The organism is Massilia genomosp. 1 (genome assembly GCF_011682185.1).
GTDB classification, from domain to species: domain Bacteria; phylum Pseudomonadota; class Gammaproteobacteria; order Burkholderiales; family Burkholderiaceae_D; genus Telluria_A; species Telluria_A rubra.
Map to the genome: position 1 here is coordinate 12,651 of NZ_WHJF01000023.1, position 26,264 is coordinate 38,914.

The 26,264-nt window shown below is 66.0% G+C and carries 31 protein-coding genes; 8 read left to right on the forward strand and 23 right to left on the reverse strand.

What is annotated here, in order from left to right:
* Positions 1–24: 24 nt before the first annotated feature.
* Genes F1735_RS11020 through flgB form a run of 4 tightly spaced genes read right to left on the reverse strand, consistent with a single transcriptional unit; the run spans position 25 to position 2,712 of the window.
* Positions 25–1,215: a flagellar hook protein FlgE gene (locus tag F1735_RS11020; protein ID WP_167236964.1), complete on the reverse strand. Its 1,191-nt coding sequence runs from the start codon at positions 1,213–1,215 to the stop codon at positions 25–27.
* Positions 1,216–1,227: 12 nt separating this feature from the next.
* A complete protein-coding gene (locus F1735_RS11025) occupies positions 1,228–1,923 on the reverse strand; it encodes a flagellar hook capping FlgD N-terminal domain-containing protein (protein ID WP_167236965.1) in 696 nt (231 codons plus the stop codon).
* A 4-nt stretch (positions 1,924–1,927) separates the two neighbouring features.
* Positions 1,928–2,347 carry a flagellar basal body rod protein FlgC gene (flgC, locus tag F1735_RS11030; RefSeq protein WP_167236966.1) on the reverse strand — a complete coding sequence of 140 codons (420 nt, stop codon included), beginning with the start codon at positions 2,345–2,347 and terminating at the stop codon, positions 1,928–1,930.
* A gap of 2 nt (positions 2,348–2,349) precedes the next feature.
* The gene (flgB, locus tag F1735_RS11035) at positions 2,350–2,712 is read right to left on the reverse strand and encodes a flagellar basal body rod protein FlgB (RefSeq protein ID WP_167236967.1); all 363 of its coding nucleotides are present in this window, start codon (positions 2,710–2,712) and stop codon (positions 2,350–2,352) included.
* 98 nt (positions 2,713–2,810) lie between these two features.
* Between flgB and flgA the strand changes: the two genes are divergently transcribed.
* Positions 2,811–3,551 carry a flagellar basal body P-ring formation chaperone FlgA gene (gene flgA / locus F1735_RS11040; RefSeq protein WP_167236968.1) on the forward strand — a complete coding sequence of 247 codons (741 nt, stop codon included), beginning with the start codon at positions 2,811–2,813 and terminating at the stop codon, positions 3,549–3,551.
* Positions 3,552–3,564: 13 nt separating this feature from the next.
* Here flgA and F1735_RS11045 read toward each other — a convergent pair whose 3' ends face one another.
* The 17 genes from F1735_RS11045 to F1735_RS11125 all read right to left on the reverse strand — a co-directional run bounded on the left by F1735_RS11045 (position 3,565) and on the right by F1735_RS11125 (position 17,318).
* Positions 3,565–4,293 carry a glycoside hydrolase family 73 protein gene (locus tag F1735_RS11045; RefSeq protein ID WP_167236969.1) on the reverse strand — a complete coding sequence of 243 codons (729 nt, stop codon included), beginning with the start codon at positions 4,291–4,293 and terminating at the stop codon, positions 3,565–3,567.
* Positions 4,280–4,708, reverse strand: a complete 429-nt coding sequence (flgN, locus tag F1735_RS11050; protein ID WP_167236970.1) for a flagellar export chaperone FlgN — start codon at positions 4,706–4,708, stop codon at positions 4,280–4,282. Before flgN ends, F1735_RS11045 begins: the two co-directional genes overlap by 14 nt.
* Positions 4,705–4,995: a flagellar biosynthesis anti-sigma factor FlgM gene (flgM, locus tag F1735_RS11055; protein WP_167236971.1), complete on the reverse strand. Its 291-nt coding sequence runs from the start codon at positions 4,993–4,995 to the stop codon at positions 4,705–4,707. Before flgM ends, flgN begins: the two co-directional genes overlap by 4 nt.
* 35 nt (positions 4,996–5,030) lie before the next feature.
* Positions 5,031–5,996, reverse strand: a complete 966-nt coding sequence (locus F1735_RS11060; RefSeq protein WP_167236972.1) for a flagellar motor protein MotB — start codon at positions 5,994–5,996, stop codon at positions 5,031–5,033.
* Positions 5,980–6,912, reverse strand: coding sequence for a flagellar motor stator protein MotA (gene motA, locus F1735_RS11065; protein ID WP_167236973.1), 933 nt, complete (start codon positions 6,910–6,912; stop codon positions 5,980–5,982). Before motA ends, F1735_RS11060 begins: the two co-directional genes overlap by 17 nt.
* 57 nt (positions 6,913–6,969) lie before the next feature.
* Entirely contained in the window at positions 6,970–7,668 is a 699-nt protein-coding gene (locus F1735_RS11070) for a FliA/WhiG family RNA polymerase sigma factor (RefSeq protein WP_167237022.1), read from the reverse strand.
* A gap of 129 nt (positions 7,669–7,797) precedes the next feature.
* The gene (locus F1735_RS11075) at positions 7,798–8,259 is read right to left on the reverse strand and encodes a flagellar basal body-associated FliL family protein (RefSeq protein WP_167236974.1); all 462 of its coding nucleotides are present in this window, start codon (positions 8,257–8,259) and stop codon (positions 7,798–7,800) included.
* Positions 8,256–9,656, reverse strand: a complete 1,401-nt coding sequence (locus F1735_RS11080; protein ID WP_167236975.1) for a flagellar hook-length control protein FliK — start codon at positions 9,654–9,656, stop codon at positions 8,256–8,258. The genes F1735_RS11075 and F1735_RS11080 overlap by 4 nt, the downstream gene beginning before the upstream one ends.
* Positions 9,656–9,979, reverse strand: coding sequence for a hypothetical protein (locus F1735_RS11085; protein WP_167236976.1), 324 nt, complete (start codon positions 9,977–9,979; stop codon positions 9,656–9,658). Before F1735_RS11085 ends, F1735_RS11080 begins: the two co-directional genes overlap by 1 nt.
* A complete protein-coding gene (gene fliS / locus F1735_RS11090) occupies positions 9,972–10,361 on the reverse strand; it encodes a flagellar export chaperone FliS (protein WP_167236977.1) in 390 nt (129 codons plus the stop codon). Before fliS ends, F1735_RS11085 begins: the two co-directional genes overlap by 8 nt.
* Positions 10,362–10,376: 15 nt before the next feature.
* Positions 10,377–11,756: a flagellar filament capping protein FliD gene (gene fliD / locus F1735_RS11095; RefSeq protein WP_167236978.1), complete on the reverse strand. Its 1,380-nt coding sequence runs from the start codon at positions 11,754–11,756 to the stop codon at positions 10,377–10,379.
* Positions 11,757–11,784: 28 nt separating this feature from the next.
* Entirely contained in the window at positions 11,785–12,219 is a 435-nt protein-coding gene (locus F1735_RS11100; protein WP_166894990.1) for a flagellar export protein FliJ, read from the reverse strand.
* On the reverse strand, positions 12,216–13,532 hold the full coding sequence (fliI, locus tag F1735_RS11105) for a flagellar protein export ATPase FliI (protein ID WP_167236979.1): 1,317 nt from the start codon (positions 13,530–13,532) through the stop codon (positions 12,216–12,218). Before fliI ends, F1735_RS11100 begins: the two co-directional genes overlap by 4 nt.
* A complete protein-coding gene (gene fliH / locus F1735_RS11110) occupies positions 13,529–14,215 on the reverse strand; it encodes a flagellar assembly protein FliH (RefSeq protein ID WP_166894994.1) in 687 nt (228 codons plus the stop codon). The genes fliI and fliH overlap by 4 nt, the downstream gene beginning before the upstream one ends.
* Positions 14,212–15,240: a flagellar motor switch protein FliG gene (locus F1735_RS11115; protein WP_167236980.1), complete on the reverse strand. Its 1,029-nt coding sequence runs from the start codon at positions 15,238–15,240 to the stop codon at positions 14,212–14,214. The genes fliH and F1735_RS11115 overlap by 4 nt, the downstream gene beginning before the upstream one ends.
* A complete protein-coding gene (gene fliF / locus F1735_RS11120) occupies positions 15,221–16,918 on the reverse strand; it encodes a flagellar basal-body MS-ring/collar protein FliF (protein ID WP_373888501.1) in 1,698 nt (565 codons plus the stop codon). The genes F1735_RS11115 and fliF overlap by 20 nt, the downstream gene beginning before the upstream one ends.
* Before the next feature lie 43 nt (positions 16,919–16,961).
* Positions 16,962–17,318 (reverse strand): flagellar hook-basal body complex protein FliE, encoded by a 357-nt coding sequence (locus F1735_RS11125; protein WP_187364216.1) that lies wholly within the window; start codon positions 17,316–17,318, stop codon positions 16,962–16,964.
* Positions 17,319–17,756: 438 nt separating this feature from the next.
* Between F1735_RS11125 and F1735_RS11130 the strand changes: the two genes are divergently transcribed.
* The 7 genes from F1735_RS11130 (at position 17,757) to F1735_RS11160 (ending at position 24,085) form a co-directional block, all read left to right on the forward strand.
* A complete protein-coding gene (locus F1735_RS11130; RefSeq protein WP_308627217.1) occupies positions 17,757–18,629 on the forward strand; it encodes a hypothetical protein in 873 nt (290 codons plus the stop codon).
* An 80-nt stretch (positions 18,630–18,709) separates the two neighbouring features.
* Positions 18,710–19,021, forward strand: a complete 312-nt coding sequence (locus F1735_RS11135) for a FliM/FliN family flagellar motor switch protein (protein ID WP_166895022.1) — start codon at positions 18,710–18,712, stop codon at positions 19,019–19,021.
* Positions 19,018–19,785: a flagellar type III secretion system pore protein FliP gene (gene fliP / locus F1735_RS11140; protein ID WP_167236982.1), complete on the forward strand. Its 768-nt coding sequence runs from the start codon at positions 19,018–19,020 to the stop codon at positions 19,783–19,785. Before F1735_RS11135 ends, fliP begins: the two co-directional genes overlap by 4 nt.
* 28 nt (positions 19,786–19,813) lie before the next feature.
* Positions 19,814–20,083, forward strand: coding sequence for a flagellar biosynthetic protein FliQ (locus F1735_RS11145; protein ID WP_167236983.1), 270 nt, complete (start codon positions 19,814–19,816; stop codon positions 20,081–20,083).
* Between the two features lie 6 nt (positions 20,084–20,089).
* Positions 20,090–20,866 (forward strand): flagellar biosynthetic protein FliR, encoded by a 777-nt coding sequence (fliR, locus tag F1735_RS11150; protein ID WP_167236984.1) that lies wholly within the window; start codon positions 20,090–20,092, stop codon positions 20,864–20,866.
* On the forward strand, positions 20,859–22,001 hold the full coding sequence (gene flhB / locus F1735_RS11155) for a flagellar type III secretion system protein FlhB (RefSeq protein ID WP_167236985.1): 1,143 nt from the start codon (positions 20,859–20,861) through the stop codon (positions 21,999–22,001). Before fliR ends, flhB begins: the two co-directional genes overlap by 8 nt.
* Complete coding sequence (locus tag F1735_RS11160; RefSeq protein WP_167236986.1) at positions 21,998–24,085, forward strand: flagellar biosynthesis protein FlhA; 2,088 nt, start codon at positions 21,998–22,000, stop codon at positions 24,083–24,085. Before flhB ends, F1735_RS11160 begins: the two co-directional genes overlap by 4 nt.
* A gap of 265 nt (positions 24,086–24,350) precedes the next feature.
* Here F1735_RS11160 and F1735_RS11165 read toward each other — a convergent pair whose 3' ends face one another.
* On the reverse strand, positions 24,351–25,253 hold the full coding sequence (locus F1735_RS11165; RefSeq protein ID WP_167236987.1) for a flagellar hook-length control protein FliK: 903 nt from the start codon (positions 25,251–25,253) through the stop codon (positions 24,351–24,353).
* 93 nt (positions 25,254–25,346) lie between these two features.
* Positions 25,347–26,201 carry a flagellin N-terminal helical domain-containing protein gene (locus F1735_RS11170; protein ID WP_167236988.1) on the reverse strand — a complete coding sequence of 285 codons (855 nt, stop codon included), beginning with the start codon at positions 26,199–26,201 and terminating at the stop codon, positions 25,347–25,349.
* Positions 26,202–26,264 lie beyond the last annotated feature (63 nt).

Consider the following 26,264-nt stretch of genomic DNA (forward strand, 5'->3'; position numbering starts at 1 on the left):
TAAACCGTATTTCCGTGCAGACACTTATAGTGCCTGCATTAAGGACTGGATCATCTGATTTTCTGTTGAAATCACCTTGGAATTGGCTTGATAGTTGCGCTGTGACGTCATCAGGCCCACCAACTCTGACGTAATGTCAACATTCGAGCGTTCCAGCGCGCCGGTATTGAGCTTGCCGGCCAGGCCGCTGCCCGGGTTGCCGTACAGGGGCGTGCCGGACAAGGAATTGGCGGTCCAGCTGGTGTCGCTCACCGCGGTCAGCGAGCCTTCGTCGGCGAAGGTGGCCAGCGCCACCGTGGCGACGACCTGGGCCTGCTCGTTGCTGTACTTGGCCATGACCGAGCCGTCCGCCGCCATTTCGACGCCGATGAAGGTGCCCGAGGTGTAGCCGTCGGCGCTGTTGGTGGTGGTGATGGCTTCACCGGCGTTCAGGGTGCTGCCGGCGTAGTTGACGTCGAGCACGACCGGCGCCGAGCCGTTGGTGGTGGTGATGTTCAGGGTGGTGGTCGGCGGCACCGGCGGCAGCGCGCCCAGGTTGGAAAACGCCAGGGCGGTGGTGGTGCCCAGCGGGGTGCCGCCATCGACTGCGTAATGCACCGTCACGGCGGTGCCGGTACCCTTGACGAAGTACTGCGACAGGGTGTGCTGGCTGCCCAGCGAATCGTAGAACACCGATTGCTTGGCCATGTTGTAGCTGCCGGCGACGGCCGGATCGAACGTCGGGACCGGCGGCACCACCCAGTCGTTGGACAGGTTGCCGACGTAGTTGACCTTGGTGCTGGCGACGGCCGGGATCTGGCCGGTCGGCACGTTGATATTGCCCATCACGCCGAGCGCGGTGCTGCCCTTGATGGCGGCGTAGCCTTGTACGGCGCGGCCGTTGCTGTCGACCAGCAAGCCATCCTTGTTGGCCGAGAAAATGCCGACCCGGCTGTAGTTCATCACGCCCTGGCTGTCGCGGCTGACAAAAAAGCCGCGCCCGTCGATGGCGGCGTCCAGGCTGCGGCCGGTGGTGGTCACGCCGCCATTCAAGCCGATGCTCTGGGTCATCGAACCGACTTCCACGCCGGTGGCCTGGGAACCGGCGTACATGGCCGAAAAGTTGGCGCGGGTGCTCTTGAAACCGTAGGTGCCGGCGTTGGCGATGTTGTTACTGACCGCTTCGAGCTGGGTGTTGATCGACTGGATGCCCGACAGGGCGATTTCGAAACTCATGATGGTATTCCTTTAATTTGCGGTGGAGGAGTTGGCGGCCGCCAGCGATGCGCCGGACTTGCCGTTAAAGCCAGTGACGGACGACGGCGCAACATCGCCGACTCCTGCCACCTTGAGGACCACGCCGCCACCGGCCGACATGCGCACGCTGTCCAGGCGGCCGATGACTTCGATGGCGCCCTGCGCGCCGGCACTCGTTTGTACCTTGATATCGTATTTGCCCGGCGCCAGACCGAGCGCGACCGGATCGATCGAAAACGTTTGCGGACCCGCGCCGCGCGAACCGAGCTGCACCTCGTGCTTGACGCCGTCCGCGCCGGTCAGGGTCACCGTATTGGCGGCGCTGGCGCCCGGCAGGGTGATGCTGGCCTTGATCGCCTTGCCGTCCAGGCGTACGCTGGTGGTGTTGACGGTGATGTCCGAGCCCACCTGGGCGCCCAGGGCCAGGGTCTGGATGCTCTCGAGCACGCTGGCGCTGGTGCTGTTGAGCTTGGCCAGGCTTTGCATCGCTTCGGTCTGGCTCAACTGCGAGAGCTGGTTGACGAACTGCGACGGATCGCTCGGCTCCAACGGGTCCTGGTTGCGGATCTGCGCCACCAGCAACTTGGTGAACATGTCTTGCGTTTCGCTGGCGGGCGCCTGGCCGATCACGGTGTTGGCATTGCCGGGCGCCTGGTTGTTGGCGCCGTTGAGGTTATTGGTCAGCATAAGATCAGCCTTCGCCGAGTCGCAGCAGGCCCGCTTGCATCGACTTGATGCGTCCCAGGACTTCCACATTGGTTTCAAAGGCGCGCGACGCCGACATCATGTCGGTCATCTCGGCCACCTGGTTGACGTTCGGGTAGAACACCATGCCGTCGGCGTTGGCCACCGGATTGCCCGGCTCGTAAGCCTTGCGCAGCGGTTCGGCCGATTCGACCACGTCGAGCACCTGCACCCGGCTGCCGGCGCCGAGCTTGCCCGAGCCATTGTCGAGCATGGCCGCGAACACGGGTTTGCGGGCACGGTAGGTTTCGCCTTCCGAGCCGGAGACCGAATCGGCGTTGGCCAGGTTGCTGGCGATGGTATTCAAGCGCACCGACTGCGCCGCCATGGCCGAACCGGCAATCTGGGAAATGTCTTTAAAGCTCATGATTATTGTCCTGCGATAGCTTTGGCCAAACCCTTGAGCCGCATGTTCACGAACGTCAGGCTGGTCTGGAAATCGGATGCGTTTTGCGAGAACGCGGCTTGTTCGACGCCGATTTCGACGGTATTGCCGTCGGCGCTAGGGTGGTACGGGACGCGGTACAGCGCATCCTGGTCATCGGCGAGACCCGGCATCTCGGATTCGGTCTCGATTCGCTGCTGCAGCATGGCGCCGAAGTCGACGTCGCGTGCCGTGAATCCCGGCGTGTTTTCGTTGGCGATATTGGCCGCCAGTACGCGCGTGCGGTCGGCGCGCAGGTGCAGCGCGTCGGCGTGCACGCCAAGTGCCTTTTGGAAATCAATCGACATGAAGCTTCCTCCGTGAATGAACTGCAGTGTGAATCTGGTTAAAATGACGCTGTACGGCGTTCCTTGCGTCGTGCGCAACGATTGCCAAGGTGCTATTTATGCTTGATGTCCGCCGCGCCAACAAGGCGTTGTTACTGCCATTAACGGCCGCTGCGCTGATTTCATTAGCCTGGGGCAACACAAATGCTGCTGAAATCTCGCTCACGGCCAGGCTGGAGCAGGCCGCGCGCGAGCAGCTGATGCGCCAGGCCGAGAGCGCCGGGCTGGCCGAACCGCAGTTCACTGTCAATGTGGCAACGCCGCGCGCCGCGCCGCCGTGCGCCAAGGCGGTCGAGATCGAAGCGGTCGACACGCGCACGCCGGCGCGCATGCGCTTTGCCGTACTCTGTCCCGACGCCGGCGGCTGGCGATACGAATACGTTTTGCGCGGATCGGTCAGCGCGCTGGTGGCGGTCAGCGCCGCGCCGGTGGCGGCCGGGCAAATGCTGACGGCGCAGGATGTCACCTTGGAACGGCGCGATGTCACCACCGTCAGCGATGCGCTCGGCTCGGCCGAGGCGGCCACCGGGCAAGCGTCGCGCCGTTCGCTGCGGGCCGGCGAAGTGCTGCGCCAGGCGCAGTTGAGCGCGCCGCTGCTGGTCAAGCGCGGCGAAGCGGTGCTCATGCTGGCGCGTTTCGAGGCGCTCGACATCAGCACCGCCGGCGAAGCGCTCGACGCCGGCGCCATGAACGCGCTGGTGCGGGTGCGCAACCTGGCCAACGGCCGGGTGGTGCGCATGCGCGTGATCGCGCCCGGCACAGTCGAGCCGGCCGACATTCCCCGTTCGGCGCAACCCTGAGGCAGCGTCAAGCTCATTCCGACGCTCCCTGCAGACGCGCGGCCAGCTTGGTCAGCTTGGCGGCGTAGGCCGGATCGGTGGCGTAGCCGCCCTTGGCCAGGCCCTGGGCAAAGGCGCCGGCATCGCTGCCGGTGCCGATGGCGGCGGCGTAGCGTGGATTGTCCAGCAACATCTGGGCGTAGTCGCGGAACGCGGCGGCCTGGTCTGGATAGCTGCGGAAACGTTCGGTTTTCTTCACTGCCGTGCCGTGTTCGAATTCGGTGGTGGCGTTGTCCGAGACCTCGCCCTGCCAGCTGGCCCCGGCCTTGATGCCGAACAGGTTGTGGGTGCTGGCGCCTTCGGCCTGGCGCAGCGGACGCTGGCCCCAGCCCGATTCCAGCGCGGCATGGGCCGACACCAGTTGCGGCGCCACGCCGAGGCGTTCGCCGGCTTCGCGCGCCCACGGCGCGATCTGGTCGAGAAACGCTTTTTGCCCGGAACCGTCGGCAAAGGCGGCGCCGACCGTGGCGCCGGGCGCGACCTCATTGTCTTGCAGGCGCGCCTGCAGCATGCGGCCCTGCGGGCTCAGGCTGGACATGCCGGACTCGGCGCTGCCCTGGCTGATGAAATCGGCGATCTCGTTTTGCATCGACTGGTAGACGCCTTTGAAACCGGCGCCGCCGCCGACGGCCGCCATCGGACGGGTGGACTGGGTCGGTGCGGTCGGGCTGATCGCGGCCGTATGGAATTCAGCGTGCTTCATACAGGGTCTCCTCGCCGTGCAGCACACGCTGCATGATGGAAAATTGTTCGGTCAGCAAGGCGCTGTTGCGAACATTCAAACGTTTGCATTCCAGTACCAACTGCCCCAGCGCCTGCCAGTCGGCGTCCATGGCGTCGCGTTGCGGCGCGGCCAGGGTGGCCATCAGGGTCGCCATGTCGGCGCTCTGGCCGCACAGGGCGCGCACCAGGGTGACGCGCTGCACGCGCCGCTGTTCCATGGCCTCGAGCAGGGGCGCCAGTTGTCCGGCCAGTTCGGACAATTCGGCGCTGTGGTGGCGCAGGGCGGCCTCGAACTGGCGGCCCAGCAGCGCCAGGATGGCCTGGCAGGCCGCCAGGTCGGCGCCCAGGCCGGCGGTGAGCTTGCCGATGGCTTGCTCGCGCGTCATGCGGCTCATCCCTGGCCTGCGTGAAAGCGGGTGATCAGGCTGGCCAGGCGGGCCGCATCGAACGGCAGCTCGCCCTTGGCCAGCGCGTCGCGCAGTTGCGCCACGCGCTCGTGGTCGATCTCGGGCATGGCGCCGAGCGCGGCCATGGCCGGTTGCAGCAGGTCCGATTGCAGGGCGCCCGGGGCGGCGGCCACGCCGGCGCCGGCGCCCGTGCTTTTGGGCTCGGAGACCACGGCGGCGCCGCTGCGCTGCACCGCCGAGGCGTCGGCGGAGGCACCGCCCGAAGAGATTTTCATGCGTGGACCTCGGCTTTTGGATTGGATCGTCATGATTAATTGGCCCGGGCGTCGGCGCCCTTGATGTGCTTGACGTTGCCCAGCTTTTCGCGCAGTTGTTCGACCGAGCCCTTGGCGCCGACGTCCGCTTCGGCGCCGATCTCGTTCTTGCCCGGCACGCCGAACATGGCGGCCACGGTGTCGGCCTGGGTGCGGGTCAGGATCAGCATTTCGATGCGGCGGTTCACGGCCGCGCCCGAATCGTCCGGGTCGAACGGGGCGCGGTCGGCCATCCCGACCACTTGCAGCACGCTGTCCGGATTCATCGACCCTTGCAGTAACTGGGAACGGGCGGCCATGGCGCGCGCGTTCGACAGGCTCCAGTTCGAGTTGCCATCCTGGTCGCCGGCATATTTGCGGGCGTCGGTATGGCCGATGATGAGCATCTGGTTGGCCATTTTCGCGAATAGCGGACCCATCTGGCGCATCAGGCGCGCGAAGCGGTCGGTCGGCATCGCGCTACCGAGCAAAAACATGCCCTGGCGGTCGGTGTCGTGCAGGGTGACGCGCAAGCCGTACGGGGTGACCACCGCTTCGAGGTTGTTGGCCAGGCCCGCTTCCACGCTCATGGTGCCCAGCTTGCGCGAGAGTACCGCCAGTTCGGCCGGCGAGTCGTAGCGCACTTTCGGGCCTTCGCCGCCGTTCTCCTTGTGCGGCGAGGTGCCGTTGTGGGGCATCGCGAAGCGCTCGATCAGGCTGCCGCGCGGGCCGCCGCCGATTTCCGGCTTGTTGCCCTGGCCGTCGGCGTAGCTGCCGTTTTGCTCGCGCACCATCGCTTTCATGGTTTGCTGGTCGCGCGCCGCCATCAGCCACAGCACCAGGAACAGGGCCAGCAGCGCCAGGCAAAAATCGGCGAAGGCGACTTTCCAGGCGCCGCCGTGGTCGTCCTCGTGCGCCTTGCCACGGCCGCGGACGATGATCGCCGCGTCGTGCTTGTCATGTTTATCATGCTGCTTTTGCACGCTGCTCTCCTGCCTTGTCGGTGGCGCGCCGTTTCGGCGATGCCGTATCGTCGCCTTCGCCGCCCATGGCGTTGATCCAGCTTTCCAGTTGCGCGAAGGTCGGCTTGATGTTCAGCTGCACCAGGCGGCGCCCGGCATCGATCGCCAGCAGGGCCGGTTTGCCGGCCACGTGGGTCACCAGCACGACTTTGACGCATTCCATGTTCGACGCTTCCTGGTTCACAAGCTGTTTCATCATGTTGCTGATCGGGTCAAGAATGCCGTAGCAAAAGAAAATCCCGAGGAAGGTGCCGACCATCGCCGCGCCGACCTTGGCCGAAATCGCCCCCGCGTCGGCGCCGTCCGCCACCGAGTTCATGGCCAGCACGATCCCGAGCACCGCCGCCAGGATGCCGAATCCCGGCATCGCTTCGGCAATCTTGTGCAGCGACTTGGACGGCTGCACCAGCTCTTCGTGAATGGCTTCCAGTTCCTGCTCCAGCACGCCTTCAAGCTCGTGGGCGTTGATTTTGCCCATGGCCATCAAACGGAAATTATCGACAATAAACGCCAATAGTTTAGGCTCTTCCAGCACCAGGGGATAACGCTGGAACAGCGGGCTCGAGGCCGGGTCTTCCACGTGCGCATCGAGCGCTTTCAGGCCGCCGGCGGCGGTTTGCAGCAATTCATACATCAACAACAACAACTGGCGCTGGAATTCGGAACCCTGCTTCTTGCGCGTGATGATCTTGCGCAACTGGGTGCTCAATTCCTTCAGCACGTGGTTCGGGTTGCCTAGCACCAGCGCCCCGGCGCCGCCGCCGGCGATAATCAGGATCTCGACCGGGTGCCAGATGGCGGCGAAGGTGCCGCCCATCAGCACAAAGCCGCCGAAGATACAGCCGAGAACGATGGCAATGCCGACTATTGGCTGCATAGTAAATTCCTTTGGTAAGTCTTGTTATGCTTAGGTAAGAGGGAAAACACGGTCTGTTCAGCCTTTGAGGGCTGCTTTCATCTTGGCCAGGGCCGCTTTATTGAGCTGGCAGACGCGCGCATCCGACAAATCGAGCACGGCGGCCACTTCCTTGTAGCTCAGTTCGAATTCGTAAATCATCTGGATCACGCGCTGCTCGCGCTCGTCCAGGGCCAGCAAGGCTTGTTCCAGGCTGCGCTTGACGATGAACTGATCTTCCGGGCCGGGGGCGCTGTGGGCGCGCTCGGCGGCCTCTTGCAGCACCTCGTCGAAGCTGAGCAACAGTTCGGCGCCATCGTCGAGCTGGTACTGGGCATACGCTTCGGGCGACAGGCCCAGGGCGGCGCCGGCTTCCTGGTCGCTCGGTTCCCGTCCCAGCGAACGGGTCAGGGCGCGCACCTGGTCGCGCATCTTGTGGCTGTCCTGGCGCACCGCGCGCGGACGCCAGTCCTGGCGCCGCAGTTCGTCCAGGATCGCGCCGCGGATGCGCAGGGAGGCGAAGCTGCCGAAGCCGGCGTCGGGCATGCCGTAACGGCGCAGCGCTTCGAGCAAACCCATCAGGCCGATCTGCTCCATGTCCTCGCGCCCCATCACGGACGATACCTGGGCGTTCAACTGGCGCACGATGCGCTTGACCAGCGGCGCGTAGGCCACCAGCTGGCGCTGCTCTTCGCGGGCGTCGAGCACGGGGGCGTACTCGGCAACCTGCGCGGCCACCTGCGCGCCGGCATAGTCGCCGCCGTAGTCGGCGTGCCCGGCGTGCCCGGCGGCGCCATGCCCGCCCGGGTAGCTGGCGGCGCTGCCGCTGTCGGTGTAATCGGCGTGATAGGCCACGAGATCCTCAGGCTATTCGATGATCAGTTTGCCGATCATGACTTCGGAGAACGGCTTTTCGAGCTTGTCCTTGTCATAAGTGGCGGCGAAAGTGCTGTTGAGCTGCTCGGCGTACTGCTCGACCGTCAGGTCCTGCGCCGCGCTCATGGTGTGCGCCGAGAGGGCGCGCACGGCCACGCTGCGCAGCATCGGCAGGTCATCCTTGGCTTTCTTTTCCTGCTCGACCGTGGTCGAGAGCACCAGGTCGGTCGAGATGTAGTGCGCCTGGGTTTCGCCGGGGCTGCGGCGCAGCATGACGATGACCTTGTCGAGCGAGACATACCTGGCCGGTTTTTTCTTTGGCGCTTCCGCTTCGGCGTGCTTGCCTTCCTTGCCCGGCATTGCTTGCTTGAAGTACAAGGCGGCGCCGGCGCCGGCCGCGCCCAGCACGCCCAGCACCACAAACACAATGATCAGCTTGGTCGATTTTTTCATGCCACGACCTCACGCCCGGACAGGGAGAAGGTGGCGGACGGCTGGCCCGCTTCGGACAGGGCGCGCCCGGGATCGTTCTCGTTCGTATCACGCTCCGGCTGGCGGCCACGGCCCTGCTGTTCGCCGAAGGCGGCGCCGCTGCGCGGGGTTGCCGTAATGGTCACGGCGACATCGCTGAACTGGCGCGAGGCCAGGTCGGAGCGCATGGCGTCGCTCACGTTGTTGAGCTGGCGCCGCACTTCGCTGTGGGTGGCGCTGATGTTTACTTCCAGCACGCCGCCGGCGGCGTGGCGGATCGCGATCTCGATGCGGCCCAGCTGCGGCGGATCGAGGCGGATCACGGCCTGGTCCAGGTTGCGGCCCAGTTGCAGTTGCAGGCGCTCGCCCAGCGCGTCGCGCAGCGGCTGCTGCCAGTCGGCCGGATTGGCCGGCAGTTTCACGTCGAGCGGGCCGGCCACGGTGCTGGTGTGGGCCGCCAGCGCATTCGCGCCAGCCATGATGTTGGCCGCGCCGGTCACCGGAACGTCGCTGCGCAGCATGCTGTCGGCGGCGGCGAACGGCTGGGCGGCGCTGGCGACCGTTGTTTTCTGGGCGGCCGGCGCGCCGGCCGGGGCGCCCTCGCTGGCGCGCAGCGGCGCGCGCGGCGCCGGGGCGGCGGCGGCCAGGGCGGGCGCAGGCACGGCTACTGGCGCTGCGGCGGGCGCGCGCAGCTCGGCCGCGCCACTGTCGGCGCGGGCCTCGGTGGCGGCGGCCTCGCCGCTGTTGGCGGTGGCGACGGGCGGCGGCGGCGCCTTGAAGGTGAACGAGACGATGCTGGCTGGAACCGCCGCCTGGACCGGGGCGAACGGCGCGGCTGGCAGCGCTGGCGCGGGCGCGGCCGGCGCTGCAAAGCTGAGCGCTGCGGTGACGCCGGCGGTGGCGCCAGCGCTGGCGGTGGCGAGCGGCGCGGCGCCCACCAGCGCGGCGCCTTCCAGCGGCGCCGGCGTGCCAGTCATGGATGCCGGCAGCGAGGCCGGCATCGCTGCCGGCATCGTTGGCGGCAAAACCATGCCGAGCGGCAGGTTCAGGCCGAACAGCGAGCTCATCGTCATGGCCGGCGTGCTGGCGCTATCGGGTTCGGGCGCCGCCAGGGCGGGCGCGTCGGCCAGGGCCGGCAGCTCGGCCAGGCCGTCCACGGCGGCATCTTCACCGCTGGTGTCGCCGTCGGCATTGAACTGGCCGGCCGGGGCGTCGAACGCGAGCCAGCTGGCAAACAGGGGCACGGCCGGGGCTTGCGCGGCGGCGGCTGCGGTGCCCGCTGCGACTGGCACGGCCACAGCCGGCGAGGTCGCCGGCGCTGGCGCGGCGGCGCCGCTGGCGGCCGGCGCAGCCGGGGAAGGGGTCAGGTTAGCGAGCATTATGGGTATGCCTGGTTACGTTCTGTGTCGGTGTCATTGTCGAGGGCGTAGGCGATAAACCCGGCTTTGTTCGTGTGCATGTGGTTCATTTGCGCTTCCAGCGCGTCCAGCTCGGCGGCGCACAGTTCGGCCGCCTTGTCGTGCTGCGCGCGCAGCGCTGCGAGCGCGCGCGTTTCCGGCGCGCTCCAGGGGCCGCTGGCCGCCAGCACGCGCAAGTCGGTGCCGAGGGCGCCGACGGCGCGGTCCAGCGCGACCCAGTCGCGCGCATCGCCGGCGGCGGCCAGGGCCACCGTCAGGGCGTTCAGGGCGGCGCGCCTAGGCATTGCGCGCCTGTACGCCAAGCCAGCCCTGGCGGATCGTGCCGAGAATCTCGACCACTTCGTCCAGCATGGCCGGGTCCATCTTGATGCCGGCGCCATGCAGGCGCGCGGCGCAAAAGTCGTACAGTCGTGCCAGGTTTTCCACCACGTCGCCACCTTGCTCGAAGTCCAGCGAGCTGGACAATCCATTGATGATTTCGACACATTTGTCAATGCTGACCGCCTTTTGCTCGTAGCGCTTGCCGATGATGTGGCCGCGCGCGCGGGCCAGTTCGTCGAGCAAGCCATCGGTCAGCAGCAGTACCAGCTCGACCGGTGATGCACGCGCCGTCTGAGCATCGAGGTTAACCGAGTGGTAGTCGCTGTAAGCGTCGGAATAGGACATCTTTTCCTCTCTTGATTAGGATTTATCGCCGAACAGTGCCTCGAACATCGAGGTGTTGGACGCCATCCGGCTTTGCAGTGTCTGCAATTGTGTAAATTGCGTCAGATAGCGCTTGTAGGCGCTGTCGTACTGCTTGTCGAGCTGGTCCTGGCGCTTGGTCAGGCTGGTCTGCAATTTGGTGTTCTGTTCCAGGCGCTGCTTGAGCTGGCCGTCGGTGCTGCTGCTCCATTCCTTCAGGTAGCTGTCGAGGCTGCCTGCGATGCCGCTGCTGCTGCCGTTGACGCTGCTGCCGATCAGGGTGTCGAGCCCTTTCGGCGAGACCGCCAGCTGGCTGGTCAGGCGCGTCGCGTTCAGCGACAGGCTGCCGTCGCGGGTGGCCACGATGCCGTAGGCGGCCAGGCTGTCGGCGCCGTTTGCGCCGCGCAGCATGCTCACCATGCGCCCTTGCAGCACGCGCACGCCGCCATCGTTGGCGAACACGCCGGGGGTGGCGCCCTTGGACGGGTCGCCCGGCGCGACCATGGCGTCGATCACGGTCTTGAGCTTGTTGTAATCGTCGACGAATTTCTGCACCTTGGCCACGGTGCCGGCGTTGTCGCTGGCCACCGTCAGGGTGACCGGCGTGTCGCCCGGGGCCTGGGCCTTGGTGAAGGTCATGGTCACGCCGTCGACGTTGGTAAACACGTTCGAGGCCTGGGCGATCGGGGTGCCGGTGCCTTGCGCGCCGAGCCAGACCAGGGCGTCCTGGCCGGTGGTGACCTGGGTGGGCGGCGCGGACAGGGCCGCTTTCAGGCCGGCATTGCCCACCGCCGCCGTGTTGAGCGAGATGTTGCCGGCCGCGCCAGTCGTTTTCGAGGTCAGCATCAGCTGGGTGACGCCGTTGACGGTGACGATCGAGGCCGACACGCGCCCGTTGTTGGTCGGCTCGGCATTGATGGCGGCCGCCATTTCGCGCGGGGTCAGGGTGGCGTTGCCATCGCTGTTGGCCGTGGCCAGGTTGACCGTGAAGCCGGGTACGCCGCCGAATTCGATGCCGAGGTTGCCGCCGTCGGCGGGGCTGTCGGCCAGCCCGGCGTAGGAGACCTGGTTGGCGGTGGCGAGCTGTTCGACGAAAAAGCTGTAGCTGCCGGCGGTCGCGTTCACGCCCGCGCTGGCGCTGCCGATGGCGGGGTTGCTGAAGGTCGCGGACTGGCTCAGCATGGTCTTGCCGGAGGTCAGCGACAGCAACGAGCTCTGGTAGCCCGAAATGGCCGAGCGCAGCGAGGTGAGGGCGGCGGCGGCGCTGCCGGCCTGCTTGGTCTGGGCCGTCAGGATGCTCTGGCGCGCCGAGGTGTAGTTGGTCGCCAGGCCCGCTGCGGTGGTGGCCGGATCGTAGGTGTTGCCAATGGTCGCCATCAGGTTTCTCCAGGGATGTCAGTTGAAATTACTTGCGGCCGGCCAGCCACGATTGCGTGGCCAGGTCGTCTTCGCGCTTGCGTTCGGTGCGGTTGCGGGCCAGCTCGGCCACGCCTTTTTTCTGTTCCAGTACCTGGCCCAGCAGTTCGCGCTCGCTCCAGGCGTCGTTCAGGGCGCGCTGCGAGACCGCCATGGTCGCTTCGTGCAGGGAGAGGTCGGTGCGATGGTTGTCGGCCAGCGCGATCACGGCCAGCTTGTACTGGCCGCAGTTCAGGGCCAGCGCCAGCGGCAGCGCGCCGCTGGCGCCGCTGCCGGCCGCCAGGCTGTCCAGGCGCGCCAGGTTGGCCTGGTAACGGGCCTTGGTCGCGTGCTGGGCGGCCATGTCGGCCTGCAACTGTTCCACCTTGGTGCTGCGCAGGCGGACCAGGGTGCCCAGGCTGTCGATCGTGTTCTTGGTGCTCATGACATCATCGCTTCAAGTTGGGTAATGCATTCAGGCAAAGGCGCCGCTTCACGCGTTCCCTGGCACAGGTAGGCGTCGATATGGGGCTCCAGGCGCACCGCGTGGTCGGTCACCGGATCGGCGCCCGGCACGTAGGCGCCCAGGGGAATCAGGTCGCGCACTCTGGCGTGGCGCGCCAGCGCGGCTTTCAGCTTGCGCGCGGCCAGCGCGTGCGCGGCCGGCACCACCTGCGCCATGCAGCGGCTGATCGAGGCGGCCACGTCGATGGCCGGGTAGTGGCCGCGTTCGGCCAGTTCGCGCGTGAGCACGATGTGGCCGTCGAGAATCGCGCGGGCGGTGTCGACCACCGGGTCCTGCTGGTCGTCGCCTTCGGCCAGCACGGTGTAGATGGCGCTCATGCTGCCGTGTTCATGCTCGCCGTTGCCGGCGCTTTCGACCAGTTGCGGCAGGGCCGAGAAGACCGAGGGCGGATAGCCCTTGGTGGCCGGCGGCTCGCCCAGCGCCAGCGCCACTTCGCGCAGCGCCATCGCGTAGCGGGTGAGCGAGTCGACCAGCAGCAGCACGTTCAAGCCCTGGTCGCGGTAATGGGCGGCGATCGCGTGGCACAGTTCGGTCGCGCGGATGCGCATCAGCGGCGATTCGTCGGCCGGGGCGATCACCAGCACGGCTTTTTTCAAGCCCTCGGGGCCGAGCGACATGTCGACGAATTCGCGCACCTCGCGCGAGCGTTCGCCGATCAGGCCGACCACGACCACGTCGGCCACGGTCTGGCGCGTGATCAGGCCGAGCAGCACGGACTTGCCGACCCCGCTGCCGGCCATCAGGCCGACCCGTTGGCCCTTGCCGATGGTCAGCATGGAATTGATGGCGCGCACGCCGACGTCGAGCGGCTCGAGCACCGGTTGTTTTTTCAGCGGATTGATTCTGGGCGGCGTCATCTCCAGGCGATGCTCGCCGCCCAGGCGCCCCAGGCCGTCGATCGGCTCGCCCAGGCCGTTGACCATGCGCCCCAGCCACGAGGGGCCGATCTGCAGGGTCGCGGCGGTCGGGCTCGGCAACACGCGGGCGCCGGTGGTCAGGCCGATCGCTTGCTTGAACGGCATCAGGAACGACAGGCGTTCGCGAAAACCGACCACCTGGGCGTCCAGCCACTCGCCGCCCACCGTTTCGATGCGGCAGCGCTGGCCCGTGTGCAGGCGGCAGCCGGCCGACTCCAGCAGCAAGCCCGAGGCGCCGACCAGGCGTCCGGTCGGAATCGCGACCGGGACGTCGTCGAGCTCGACGGTGCGCAGGGAATCGGCCAGCTTGCTCATGCGTCGACCTCGTCGAGCACGCGTTCGGCGCTCGGCATCAGTTGCGTGCTGACCTGCGACATGCAGTTGGCCAGGCGGCCCTGGCAACCGGCGTCGACTTCATTGTCGCCGGCGCGCACGCGGCATTCGCCCGCTTCCAGCGAGGGATCGGGCAGCAGCGACCATTTGGCGGCGCGCACCGGATCGAGTTCGGTGATGCGCTTGAGTTCTTCCGGGTTGAGGCACACTTCGATGCGCTCGCGCGTGGGCGGCATGGCGGCCAGCGCTTCGTCCACCAGCGCCAGCAACTGCACCGGCTGCAAGGCCAGTTCGGCGCGGATCACCTGGCGCGCCACCTTGCCGACCAGGTCGACGACTTCCTTGCGCTGGGCCGAACGGAATTCTTCCACCATCTGGCCGAGCTGGGCGAACATGCCGTCCAGCGGACCGGCCAGTTGGTCGAAGCGCTCCTGCACCTGGCGCATGGCTTGCTGGCGGCCGGCCGCCAGCCCCTCGGCCAGGCCGGTCGCGTAGCCGTCGTCGCGGCCGTTCGACAAGCCGGTCTCGTATCCTTCGCGCTGCCCCTGCTGGTAGCCTTCTTCGACCGCGTTCTGCCACTCTCCGGCGGCCTCGGAGGAACGGGCGGCGCCGAGCGCGTCGAGCTGCGACAGCGGCGGGAAATGGTAGGGGCGGAATTGTTTCATTCTACGACTGCCTCGGCGAACAGTTGGACTTCGATTTCGCCGTTGTCGGCCAGTTGCTTGACGGTTGCCATGATGTCCTTGCGGGTCTGTTCGATGCGCGACATCGGCACCGGACCGGCGCGGCGCAGCAGGTCGTCGAAGTTCTGGGCCTGGCGGCGCGGCATGGTGGTCAGGATCGCATCGCGGATCGCCGGTTCGGCGCCCTTGAGCGCGATCGCCCATTGCTCGAGCGGCACGTCGTCGAGGATGCGGGTGATCGTGGCCTCGGTCTGGCGCGACAGGATCAGGAAGTCGTACATGCTCATTTCGATTTCGCTCACCACGTCCGGATCGTGGGCGCGCAGCAGTTCGACCATGCCGGCGCGGTTGCCTGGCAGCCGGTTGAGGATCTCGGCCACCTGGCGGATTCCTTCCACGCTGGCGCTCTGGGTATCGAGCGCGCCCAGGCAGCGGGTCACCAGCTCTTCGAGTTCGGTCAAGAGGTCGCGGTCGATTTCATCGAGGCGCGCCAGGTTCAGCAGGACCAGGTCGCGGCCTTCCAGCGGCAGGGCGTCGAGGATCTGGCCGGCCAGCGCCGGCGGCACGAAGGCCAGGAACACCGCTTGCATCTGCACGTGCTCGTTGGCGATGTAGTCGGCCAGCCATTTCGGCGAGGCCCACTGCAGGCGCGCCATCATCGGGCGGATGGCGTCGCCGTAGATGTTGTTGAGGACGCTGTTGGCGATGTCGCTGCCGAGCGCCAGGTCGAGCGAGCGCTTCAGGTAGCTGCGCGAGGCGCCATGCACGCCCGACTGCTGGCGGTAATCGTCGAAAAAGGTTTGCATCGCGATGCGCACCGAATCGACCTTGATGCCGCTCATGCGCGACATGACTTGCGTCACTTCGAGCAATTCCTCGCGGTCGAGGCAGCGCAGCACGGCGGCGGCCGGCTCTTCGCCAATGCTGAGCAGGACGATGGCCGCCTGTTCGACAGGGGTCAGTCCAGGCGCCTCTTCGGCTTCCACGTTATTGTCCAGTTCGGCCATTTTTCTGCATCCATTGTTTGACGACTTCGGCGACCCGCTCCGGTTCCTTGGCAGCGAGAACTTTCAAGTGATCGACCATCACATCGACTGCCGATCCGGCAGGGGGGAGATCATAATTTTCGAGCAAAGGCACCATCTGCAGCGGGGCGCCGAGGGCCGGGACCGCGCCGGCGGCGTCGCCCAGGCGGGCGTCGCCGACGCGCATGGCGGGACCGACGACGGCGGTGGCCGGGCCGGCCGGGCCGCCCAGCAACTGGGCGTCGCCGGCCACGGCGGGCGGCGCCAGGCGCACTGTCAAGAGGCGCAGCAGAGGACGGATGATCAGCAGGAAGCCGAGCAGGATGCCCACCGCCCAGGCCGCCCAGCCGCTCATGTCGACCACGTTGTCGCGTTCCTGCCACCACGGCTGGGCGGCGGGCTGAACGGGGAAGGTCATGCTTGATACCGCCAGCACATCGCCGCGCGCGGCGTTGATGCCCAGGCCGCTGCTGAGGGTTTTTTCGATATTCGCCAGTTCGGCCGGGGTCCAGCCGGTTTTGGCGGCCGCCACCCGGTTGTTGAGCACCACCGCCACGCTGAGCTTGCGCAAGCGGCCGCGGCTGCGTTTGATCTGGGTGATGTTGCGGTCGTAGGCAAACTGGCGCGTGCTGGCGTTCTTGCGCGCGCTGCCATCGTCGGCGCCGGGCGCCGCGCCGGCCTGGGCATCGGGCAGGGCCGGCGGGCGGTTCGACAGGGTGCCCGGCACGCCCATCGCCATGCGGTTCTTTTCCTGCTCTTCGCGGGTCGCTTCGCTGGTCACTTTCGGGGCGTCGCCGTATTTTTCGCTGGTTTCCTCGATCTTGTCGTTGTCGATGTCGGCGGTCACGCTGAGCTTGAAGTTGTCGGCGCCCAACACCGGGCCGAGCAGTTCATTCACATTGCCGCGCACCTGGTCCTGGTATTTCTTGGCGTTGCCATCCATCCCCTGGGCGGCGCCGTCGAAGCCTTCCGAGAGGTCGACCCGCGAGGAGAGGTAATTGCCGGCCTGGTCGACCAGGCTGACCCGCGCCGGGGCCAGGCTGGCGACGCTGCCGGAGACCATGTTGATGATCGCGGCGATCTGTTCCGGGGCCAGGGTGCGCCCCGGTTTCACGGCCACCACCACCGAGGCTGAGGATTTTTCGCCGTCGCTGGCCACGAACGAGGTCGAGCGCGCGATCGACAGGTGGACCCGGGCCGAGGCGATGGCGTCGAGCGAGAGGATGCTTTGCGCCAGTTCGCCTTCCAGGCCACGGCGAAAGCGCACGTCCTGCACGAACTGGGACACGCCCAGCGGATCGTTCTTGTCCATCAGTTCCAGGCCGGCCGGCAGCTGGGCGGTGACGCCCTTGGCGGCCAGCAGCATGCGCACCTTGCCCAGTTGCGAGGAAGGCACCAAGAGCTGGCCGGTGTCCGGATGCAGGCGGTACGGCACCTTGTCGGCGTCCAGCACGGCCATCATGTCGCCCGAGGCCACCCGTTCGTTGGCGCCGAAGACCGGCTTGTAGCCGGCCTGGTCGTTCCACATGTACATCATTACGGCTGCCGTGATGGCAATCGCCAGCACCAGCATCGGGGTCAGGTTGTTGCGCAACGCCGGCGGCAGCGAAGGCATGGCGCCCATGCGCCCGGCGAAGGTGGATTTAAGAGAGGCAATCACGCTGGTGGGTTCCCGTGGTGAGGGTGAAGTCGCAAACGGCTGCTTAGACAGGGAGCTTGATCAGCTCGTCCATCGCGCCCATGACCTTGTTCCGCACTTGCATGAGCATCGAGAAGGACAGGCTCGCTTCCTGGCTGGCCAGCATGGCGCCGACCAGGTCGTCGCTCTTGCCGCTGTCGACATCGTTCATTTTCTGGCCGGCTGCGGCGTCTTGCTGGTTCACGCTCTCGAGCGCATCCTTCATGCTCTGGGTGAAGGAAAACCCGGCCGGCAGCGGCTGGCCGCCGGCGGTGCCGATGTTGGCGTGTGCGTTCAGTTGGCCGGCGTCGTTGGCCAGTATCTTCATCTCCGACTGGAGCTCGGTAGCGAGCGTATTGGCTGTTGTGTTTCCGACTTCCATGTTGTCATCCCTGCATAATTTTTTGTTCATAATCAAACAGTTACGACTGATTTTCTGTCGTGACCGGCCTGAACGGTGAAGCGCCCAGTGTGCGCGTTCCGTGCTGCGATTCCAAACGAAAACATGCTCGACGGCAAAATAAATTATTGCTGAGTCGGGTAAAACCAACAAATTTCCCTAAACCTCTTGGAGCAGAAGCAAAGGTGTCGAAATGTCTAACGATATCGCTTACTGTTGGTAACGGGTCGAAGTGTGGGAACTTGAGCCATTTTCCTGAATTAATTGCTTTTGAGAACCAAATGGCCACTTACCGCAAGGCAATTATAGTGCCACTCGGAAATTAAATCCATCAAATAAACGTGCTCTGATATACTGTTTTCCTCAAACAAAACAAAGAGTTGCCCTCTTTGCCACGCACTTGCCGAGTTACTTATGACCATGATAAATAAGACAAACTTGCAGGCCTCATCGCAAGTGCTCGACCCCCGCCTGCTGGGCCGGCCGGTGCATTTGTTGCCCCAGTTCGCCGCCCAGATTGCCGAGGATGTGGCGGCCGCCTTGCGCCAGCCAGCCGTGCGGCGCTACTGGGATGGTTTCCAGCTCGAAGCGGCCGGCTTTGTCGGCGCCCCCGACAGCGCGCAGAGCGGGCGCTGGCTGGCCTTCGAAGGCAGCGCCGGCAGCGTCGCCTTCGCGCTCGAACGCTCGCTGCTGCTGGCGGTGCTCAACCAGCGCTACGGCCGCCGCGGCGCACTGCCCGGACCGGCCGTCGACCCGTCCACAGTACGCGTGACTGCCACCGAAGAACGCCTCGCAGTTGTGTTAGGTCAACAAATAGCCTCGGTGCTTGCGAGACGGGTGGATGCAAACCTTGCGCGGGCGCATAATGAAGCTGGACTGCCTTGCGCCGAGCTGGTGCCGGGCAAGGTGCCGCCGCCGCCGCCCGCGCCCGGCGGCTGGACCCTGGGGATCACCCTGCGGCGCGGCCAGGGCGGCGAATGCGGGCAGCTGTGGCTGGCGCTGGACCAGGAGCTGGTGGCGCGCGTGTTGCTGGGGCTGATGCCCGAGCGCGCGCGCGAGCGCACCCCGCACGCCAGCGTGGCGCTGGGCACGGCGCTGCAAGTGACCCTGGACGGGCGTTTGGTGAGCAAGGAAATCACGCTCGAAGCGCTGTTTGCCCTCAAGCTGGGCGACATCATCCCGGTGACGGTGGGCCGGGCCGATGTCTTGCTGGCCGAGTCGCGTTTGTTTACTGCCGCGGTAACCGAGCATAACGGTTCGCTCTGTTTAACCTCTTTTGAAGATAGCGACTAATGAAAATCAACGAGAACGAACTCCAGGCTCCGGATCTGGCTGCCGGAATCGACGAAGAATTGATCATCGACGAACCTGTCATGGGCGTGCCGTCCGGTGTCGACAGCGCGCGCGCGCTTGAAAAACGGCCCCAGCGCGACTTGCCGCAGATGATGCGCAAGATTCCGGTGACCCTGACCCTGGAAGTGGGCTCGGCCCGCATTTCGCTGCAAGAACTGATGGCGATCGGGCCGGCCAGCGTGATCGCGCTCGACGTGCTGGCGGGCGAGCCGCTCGTCATCAAGGTCAACGGCACCCCGATCGGGCGCGCCGAAGTGGTGGTGGCCGGCGAACAGTACGGCCTGAAGGTCATCGATCTCGATGGCCTCGACCTGGACCTCTTGACCGCATGAGAGGCGGCGCACGCGGGAGCGGCGGCGCGCTGGCGATCGGCGGCGCGGCCTTGCTCGCTGCCGGCCTGCTGTACGCCGCGCCGGCCTCGGCCCAGGACTTGCTGGCCGGGGTCATTCCCGGCGCCAAGACCGACCTGACTGTCAAGTCGCAGGTGCTGGTCCTGATGACCCTGCTTGGGCTGCTGCCCGTCATGGTCATGATGATGACCTGCTTCACCCGCTTCGTGATCGTGCTCTCGCTGCTGCGCCAGGCGCTCGGCCTGCAGCAGGGCTTGCCGAACCGGATCATCACCGGCGTGGCCCTGATCCTCACCCTGCTGGTGATGCGCCCGGTCGGCGACCAGATCTGGCGCGAGGCCTTCGTGCCCTACGACCAGGACAAGATCGGCATGCAGGATGCGCTGAAGGTGGCCGAAGCGCCGCTGTCGCGCTTCATGCTGGCCCAGACCAGCAAGGCCGCGCTGGCCCAGGTGGCCAGGCTGGCGGGCGAACCGTCCGAGATGGCGCCGCAGCAACGCGCCTTCACGGTCAAGCTGGCCGCGTTCGTGCTGAGCGAACTGAAAACCGCGTTCCAGATCGGCGCCATGCTGTTCATTCCCTTCTTGATCATCGACCTGGTGGTGTCCTCGGTGCTGATGGCGATGGGCATGATGATGCTTTCGCCGCTGGTCATTTCCTTGCCCTTCAAGCTGCTGCTGTTCGTGCTGGTCGATGGCTGGACCCTGACCGTCAACACCCTGGTCGGCAGCATACGGCCGTTTTGACGATGGGAGAAGGCATGGGAGAGAGGCGATGACCCCCGACGTGGCAGTCGACCTGATGGTCGGCGCCTTGCAAATCGTCATGGTGATGGTGCTGGTGCTGGTGGTGCCGGGCCTGGTCATGGGCTTGCTGGTGGCGCTGGTGCAGGCCGCCACCCAGATCAACGAGCAGACCCTGAGTTTCTTGCCGCGCCTGCTGGTGACCCTGCTGGCGGTGATGATGGCCGGGCACTGGATGACCGCTTACCTGATGGATTACTGCGTCTCCGTGTTCCAGCGCGCCGCCGCCCTGGTCGGATAACAAGGCATGGAGCTGGCCGGCTACCTGCTGCCGTTCCTGAACGCCCTGTGGTGGCCGTTCGTGCGCAACCTGGCGCTGCTCTCGGCCGCGCCGGTGGTGGGCGACATCCTGGTGCCGCTGCCGGTGCGCGTGCTGCTGGCGCTGGTGCTGGCCTTCATGATGCTGCCGTTTAGTCCCGGCAACGCGGTGGTCGACCCGTTTTCGGTGATGGGCGTCGCCACCACCCTGGAACAGGCCGTGATCGGCGGCGTGCTGGGGCTGGCCATGCACTTTTCGATGTCGGTGATCAATGTGCTGGGCTACCTGGTGTCGAGCCAGATCGGTTTTTCGATGGCGCAGATGAACGATCCGGTCAACGGCACCGCCTCGGACGTGGTCTCGGGCATGCTCTCGCTGCTGGCCATCATCGTGTTTTTCGCCATCGACGGGCACCTGGTGCTGACCGGGGTGCTGGCCACCAGTTTCAAGGCCTGGCCGGTGGGCGCGGGCTACGCCCCGATGCTGCTGGGAACGGTGGCGCTGAAGGCGGCCTGGATCTTCGCCGCCGCCATGCTGCTGGCGCTGCCGATCGTGTTTTCGACCCTGGTGGTGCAGCTCGGCTTCGGCCTGTTGAACCGGGTGGCGCCGTCCCTCAACCTGTTTTCGCTGGGGTTTTCGCTGACCACCTTGTTCGGCCTGATGATGCTGATCCAGATCGTGCGCTTCATTCCCGAACACTATATTGCGATGAGCAACCAGATCCTTGAACTGATCGACCAACAGATGAAGGCGGCCCATGGCTGACGACGCGAGCGGTGGCGACAAGACCGAAAAGGCGTCGCAGCAAAAGCTGCGCAAGGCCCGCGAGGAAGGGCAGGTGGTGCGTTCGCGCGACCTGGCCACCGCGATCGGCATCCTGGTCAGCCTGAAAGTGTTTTCCATGATGCTGCCGAGCTACCTGGACTCCTTCCGCAGCCTGTTCGCGCTGGTCTTCATCCCGCTCGGCGCGGACGGGGCCATGGAAAACCTGAGCTCGACCATCTTCACGAGTGCCATGTGGCTGTTGATCACGATGGTGCTGCCGCTCCTGGGCGTGCCGTTCGCGGTGGTGCTGTCGTCCCTCATTCCGGGCGGCTGGGTGGTCAGCACCAAGAACATGGAGCCGAAAATGGCGCGCCTCTCGCCCATGAAAAACCTGGGCAACCTGTTTACCGCCAAGCACGGCATCGGCGTGGCCACCTCGGTCGGCAAGGCCGCCGTGCTCGGGACGGTGCTGGTGCATGTGAGCCGCGCGAGCATGAACGCCTTTGTCGAATTGCAAAAGATGCCGCTGTCGGCGGCGCTGCCGGCCGGCGCCGCGCTGATGCTCGACGCCCTGATGGCGATGTGCATGGTGTTCGTCATGTTCGCCGTGCTCGACGTGCCGGTGCAGGCGTTCTTGTTCGCGCGCAACCAGCGCATGAGCAAGCACGACCAGAAGGAAGAACACAAGAGCAGCGAAGGCAAGCCCGAAGTGCGCCAGCGCATCCGCCAGTTGCAGCAGCAGATGGCGCGCCGCAGCGTGAGCAAGACCGTGCCCACGGCCGATGTCGTGATCGTCAATCCCGAACATTACGCGGTGGCGCTCAAGTACGAGGCCAGCCGCGCCGAAGCGCCCTTCGTGGTGGCCAAGGGGGTCGACGAGATGGCCCTGTTCATCCGCCAGATTGCAAAGCAGCACAATATCGAGACCCTGGAACTGCCGCCGCTGGCTCGGGCGATCTACAATACCAGCCAGGTCCAGCAACAAATTCCGGCCCAGCTGTACCAGGCCGTGTCGCAGGTGCTCAACTATGTGCTGCAACTGAACGCTTTTCGTGCCGGCCGGCGCACTGCGCCGCCCCGTTTCCCCAACGAGGTGGTCGTGCCATCTCATCTGAGTGAGGTTCCCGCCACATGAGTTTTTTGAACAGCCTGCTGACCGAGTTGAAGCGGCATAAATTCGCCACCCCGGTGTTCTTGCTGGTCATCTTGTCGATGATCATCCTGCCGCTGCCGCCGGTGCTGCTCGACGTGCTGTTTACCTTCAACATCGTGCTGGCCATGATCGTCATCCTGGTGTCGGTCTCGGCCAAGCGGCCGCTCGACTTCTCGGTCTTCCCGAGCGTCATTCTCGGCACCACCATGCTCAGGCTGACCCTGAACGTGGCCTCGACCCGGGTGGTGCTGCTGCACGGCCACACGGGTAGCGACGCGGCCGGTAAAGTGATCGAAGCCTTCGCCAACGTGGTTATCGGCGGCAATTTCGTGGTCGGCTTCGTCGTGTTCATCATTTTGATGATCATTAACTTCGCGGTGGTGACCAAGGGCGCGGAACGCATTTCCGAAGTGTCGGCGCGGTTCACGCTGGACGCGCTGCCCGGCAAGCAGATGGCGATCGACGCCGACCTCAACGCTGGCCTGATCAACCAGGAAAAAGCCCAGGTGCGGCGGCGCGACGTGGCCGCCGAAGCCGACTTCTACGGCGCCATGGACGGCGCCTCGAAGTTCGTGCGCGGCGACGCGGTCGCCAGTATCCTGATTTTGATCATCAACATGGTGGGCGGCGTGGCGATCGGCGCGCTGATGCACGACCTCTCGTTCGGCGACGCCTTCCGCCTGTACGCGCTGTTGACCATCGGTGACGGCCTGGTGGCGCAGATCCCGGCGCTGCTGCTGTCGGCCGCCGCCGCCATCCTGGTGACCCGGATCAGCGATGCGGGCGACTTCGAGCAGCAGGTCGGCGGGCAGTTGCTGGCCTCGCCGGCGGTGCTCTACAGCGCCTCCGGCATGATGCTGGTGCTGGCCATGGTGCCGGGCATGCCGTGGCTGATGTTCGGCATCTTCGCGGTCGTGCTCGGCTACGTCGGCTGGCGCCTGGCGCGCATGGTCAAGGCGCCCGACCTGGCCGGGGTGGCGGCAATCGAAGCGGCCCTGCGCGACGAGCGCGCCCCCGACCTCGAGTGGCAGCACTTGCCGGCGGTGCAAGCCTTGACGGTGGCGGTCGGCTACAAGCTGGTCGGGCTGGTCGACGCCGCCCAGGGCGAGCCGCTGACCAAGCGCATCAAGGGCGTGCGCCAGAGCTTGTCCGAAGCGATGGGCTTGCTGCTGCCGCCGATCCATGTGCGCGACGACTTGTCGCTGCGCCCGACCCAGTATTCGATCATGCTCAGCGGCACCGTGGTGGCCGAGGCCGAAGTGGTGCCGGAATGCCTGATGGCGATTGCCTCGCCCTCGGTGTACGGCCAGCTCGACGGAATTCCCGGGATCGAACCGGCCTACGGCATGGCCATTACCTGGATCGCGCCGGCCGAGAAGGCCCATGCGCTCGGGCTCGGCTACCAGGTGGTCGAGGTGCCGAGCGCGATCGCCACCCATTGTTCCAAGGTGGTGCGCGATTACCTGCCGGACCTGTTCCGCCATGAAGACGTGGCGGCCATCCTGGAACGGATGACGGCGCTCTCGCCCAAGCTGGCCTCGGCGCTGGACAAGGCGATGACGCACACCCAGTTGCTGCGCGTATTCCGCGTGCTGCTGACAGAAAATGTCTCGCTCAAGGATATCGTGGTGATCGGCACCACCTTGCTCGACAGTTCGGAAACCACCAAGGATCCGATCTTGCTGGCGGCCGAAGTGCGCTGCGCGCTGCGCCGGCAGATTGTGACGGCCTTGTTCGGCAAGAAGAAGGAGATGCCGGCGTTCAATTTGTCGGCCGAGCTTGAGAATATGTTGCTGGGGTCCTTGAACCAGGCGCGCCAGGGCGGCAAGGTGGCGCTGGACAACTTCCCGATCGATCCGCAGTTGCTTTCGCAACTACAGTTGAACATGCCGGTGGCGCGCGAGCAGATGAAGCAACAGCAGAGCGCGCCGCTGCTGCTGGTGCTGCCGCAGATCAGGCCGCTACTGGCGCGCTATGCGCGCCTGTTCGCGCCGGGGCTGCATGTGCTGTCCTACAACGAGATTCCCGAAAACCGCGATGTGAGCATTGTCGGCACCGTGGGATAAGCCGCGCTAGTCGTCGTCCCCGCGCAGGCGGGGACCCAAGTTTTCCGCTTGGTCGATAGCCGCGGCGAACTTGGATCCCCGCCTGCGCGGGGATGACGCGCTAGGAGTCTGCGCGGCAGAAGGAGTCGAGGCGAAACGGGTGGGAAAAGAACCCAATTCACGCCCACTTTTGAGGTCTGTAGCCGTAGCTACAGACCGAGAAATGGGTGGGAAGTGGGACTTTTCTCCACTCGTTTCGACCGACGAGCTTCTGCCGCGCAGACTCCTAGGGCTCGCCATACGGCCTCATTCCCGGCAACGACCTCTCGGTAAACCGCACCGTGGTCGCCGCCTCGCTCCTGGTGGTGCGCGCCAGCAGCAGCGCCACCTCGGCCATGGCCCGGAACAGGGGCGGGGGCAGGGCGGCGCTGACCTGCGGCGAATACTGCTGCAAGGGTTTGCCCGGCCAGATACCCTGCCTGACGCTGGCGCGCGCCAGGCGCAAGCCGGCCGTTTCGATGGCTTCCTTGAGTGCCGGCAGCGAATGGCGCAACAGCGCCACCGCGCGCGGATGCTCGGCCGCCAGTTCCATCATCACCCCATCGAGCAGTTCCAGTTGCACCGTGGCATGGCTGCCGTCGGACAGCACCACGTCCAGCCGCAGCGCCGCCTTGGCGCGCTGGCGCCGGCTGGGCGGCGGGTCGGGCAGCCCGGTCAGCAGGCGCAGCGCCAGTTGCTGCCCGCCCGCGCCCGGCAGCACGAAACGCCAGGCTTCCGGATGCCATAACAAGGTGGCCTGCTGCTGCACGGTACTGGCCTGCATGGCTTGCTGCACGCCCGACATCAACAGCTTGCCCGGCATGAACTGGGCGCGCCCCTGCTGCTGCAAGGTAGCCAGCTGGGCCGCGTAGGTGCGCACCATGGTGCGCCAGGCGCTGGCCAGGGCGGCGCCGTCGAGCACCGGCCAGGCCATCTGGCGCGCCATGAACACCTGGTCGGCCCGCATCGAAGCGCTCTCGTTCAGGTTGGCCGGCAGGCCGGCGGCCGGCGCCGGCGCCGCTACCGTTTCCGCAGCCGGCAGCGGCAGGCCGGGGGCGGCGCCGCCCGCCAGCGGCGCCGGCAACAGCGCCAGCGGCGCCAGCGGGCCAATCGTCGATGCACCGAGCTGCTGCGAAGAGATAGTAGACATGGCGTTCACGCAAGGTCAGGATAAAAAAGAGCCAGCCGGGGGCCGGCTGGCTCGGTCAATGCCCGGCGCCAGCGCCGGCGGCCCAGCCGTTGATTATTGCAGCAGCGACATGACCATCGAAGACATGCTGTTGCTCTGTTTCAGCATGGCGGTGCCGGCTTGCAGCAGCATCTGGCTGGTGGTCATTTTCGAGCTTTCGCTGGCGAAGTCGACGTCCATGATGCGCCCGGTGGCGGCCTTGCTGTTGGTGCTGATGTTCGACAGGTTGTTGTACACGTGTTCGAGGCGGTTGGCCGAGGCGCCCAGGGCCGAGCGCACGGTGCCGATCGAGGCCAGCGCGGTCGAGAGCAGGTCGATGGTGGCGTTGGCGCTGGCGGTCAGTTCGGTGCCAGGGGTGCCCGGCACGGTGTAGGTGCCGCTGGTGGCGCCGATGGCGGTGTCCAGGGCGGTCACGTCGGTGGCCAGGTTGACCGTCATTTTTTCGCTGGTGCTCGAACCGATCTGGAAAGTCATCGAGGAGGCGATGGTGCCGCCGATCAGCAGCTTGGCGCCGCCGAAGGTGGTGTTGCTCATCACGTTGCTCAATTCCTTGCCGAGCGCGTCGTATTCCGACTGCATGGCGGTCTTGTCGGCCGTGGTCGAGGAGGCATCGGCCGCTTGGGTGGCCAGGTCTTTCATGCGCACCACCATATTGCTCACTTCGTCGAGCGCGCCTTCGGCCGTTTGCAGCATCGAGGTCGAGTTCTGGGTGTTGCGCATCGCCACGGCCATGCCGCTGGTCTGGGCTTTCAGGCGGGTGGCGATCTGCAGGCCGGCGGCGTCGTCCATCGAGGAATTGATGCGGTAGCCGGTCGACAGGCGGGTCATCGAGGTCGACAACGAGCCCTGGGTGCGGTTGATCGAATTTTGTGCGGACAGGGCGGCGTTGTTGGTGTGAAGGCTCAGCATGGTCAAGCTCCGGGGTAGGGGTGGGGGCTGTCGGAGCCGCAGTCGGTCGCGCTCTTACCAATA

Coding starts and splice junctions, on each gene's coding strand:
- F1735_RS11170 (WP_167236988.1), bottom strand. CDS start 26,201: ATGCTGAGCCTTCACACCAACAACGCCGCCCTGTCCGCACAAAATTCG.
- flgB (WP_167236967.1), bottom strand. CDS start 2,712: ATGTCGATTGATTTCCAAAAGGCACTTGGCGTGCACGCCGACGCGCTG.
- F1735_RS11020 (WP_167236964.1), bottom strand. CDS start 1,215: ATGAGTTTCGAAATCGCCCTGTCGGGCATCCAGTCGATCAACACCCAG.
- F1735_RS11135 (WP_166895022.1), top strand. CDS start 18,710: ATGGGCGTGCCGTCCGGTGTCGACAGCGCGCGCGCGCTTGAAAAACGG.
- flgC (WP_167236966.1), bottom strand. CDS start 2,347: ATGAGCTTTAAAGACATTTCCCAGATTGCCGGTTCGGCCATGGCGGCG.
- F1735_RS11075 (WP_167236974.1), bottom strand. CDS start 8,259: ATGAAAAAATCGACCAAGCTGATCATTGTGTTTGTGGTGCTGGGCGTG.
- fliI (WP_167236979.1), bottom strand. CDS start 13,532: ATGAGCAAGCTGGCCGATTCCCTGCGCACCGTCGAGCTCGACGACGTC.
- F1735_RS11080 (WP_167236975.1), bottom strand. CDS start 9,656: ATGCTCGCTAACCTGACCCCTTCCCCGGCTGCGCCGGCCGCCAGCGGC.
- flgN (WP_167236970.1), bottom strand. CDS start 4,708: ATGAGCCGCATGACGCGCGAGCAAGCCATCGGCAAGCTCACCGCCGGC.
- fliS (WP_167236977.1), bottom strand. CDS start 10,361: ATGTCCTATTCCGACGCTTACAGCGACTACCACTCGGTTAACCTCGAT.
- fliP (WP_167236982.1), top strand. CDS start 19,018: ATGAGAGGCGGCGCACGCGGGAGCGGCGGCGCGCTGGCGATCGGCGGC.
- F1735_RS11160 (WP_167236986.1), top strand. CDS start 21,998: ATGAGTTTTTTGAACAGCCTGCTGACCGAGTTGAAGCGGCATAAATTC.
- F1735_RS11025 (WP_167236965.1), bottom strand. CDS start 1,923: ATGCTGACCAATAACCTCAACGGCGCCAACAACCAGGCGCCCGGCAAT.
- F1735_RS11045 (WP_167236969.1), bottom strand. CDS start 4,293: ATGAAGCACGCTGAATTCCATACGGCCGCGATCAGCCCGACCGCACCG.
- F1735_RS11125 (WP_187364216.1), bottom strand. CDS start 17,318: ATGGAAGTCGGAAACACAACAGCCAATACGCTCGCTACCGAGCTCCAG.
- F1735_RS11115 (WP_167236980.1), bottom strand. CDS start 15,240: ATGGCCGAACTGGACAATAACGTGGAAGCCGAAGAGGCGCCTGGACTG.
- flhB (WP_167236985.1), top strand. CDS start 20,859: ATGGCTGACGACGCGAGCGGTGGCGACAAGACCGAAAAGGCGTCGCAG.
- flgM (WP_167236971.1), bottom strand. CDS start 4,995: ATGAAAATCTCTTCGGGCGGTGCCTCCGCCGACGCCTCGGCGGTGCAG.
- fliH (WP_166894994.1), bottom strand. CDS start 14,215: ATGAAACAATTCCGCCCCTACCATTTCCCGCCGCTGTCGCAGCTCGAC.
- motA (WP_167236973.1), bottom strand. CDS start 6,912: ATGCAGCCAATAGTCGGCATTGCCATCGTTCTCGGCTGTATCTTCGGC.
- F1735_RS11130 (WP_308627217.1), top strand. CDS start 17,757: ATGATAAATAAGACAAACTTGCAGGCCTCATCGCAAGTGCTCGACCCC.
- fliR (WP_167236984.1), top strand. CDS start 20,090: ATGGAGCTGGCCGGCTACCTGCTGCCGTTCCTGAACGCCCTGTGGTGG.
- F1735_RS11165 (WP_167236987.1), bottom strand. CDS start 25,253: ATGTCTACTATCTCTTCGCAGCAGCTCGGTGCATCGACGATTGGCCCG.
- F1735_RS11085 (WP_167236976.1), bottom strand. CDS start 9,979: ATGCCTAGGCGCGCCGCCCTGAACGCCCTGACGGTGGCCCTGGCCGCC.
- F1735_RS11145 (WP_167236983.1), top strand. CDS start 19,814: ATGACCCCCGACGTGGCAGTCGACCTGATGGTCGGCGCCTTGCAAATC.
- flgA (WP_167236968.1), top strand. CDS start 2,811: ATGCTTGATGTCCGCCGCGCCAACAAGGCGTTGTTACTGCCATTAACG.
- fliD (WP_167236978.1), bottom strand. CDS start 11,756: ATGGCGACCATTGGCAACACCTACGATCCGGCCACCACCGCAGCGGGC.
- F1735_RS11100 (WP_166894990.1), bottom strand. CDS start 12,219: ATGAGCACCAAGAACACGATCGACAGCCTGGGCACCCTGGTCCGCCTG.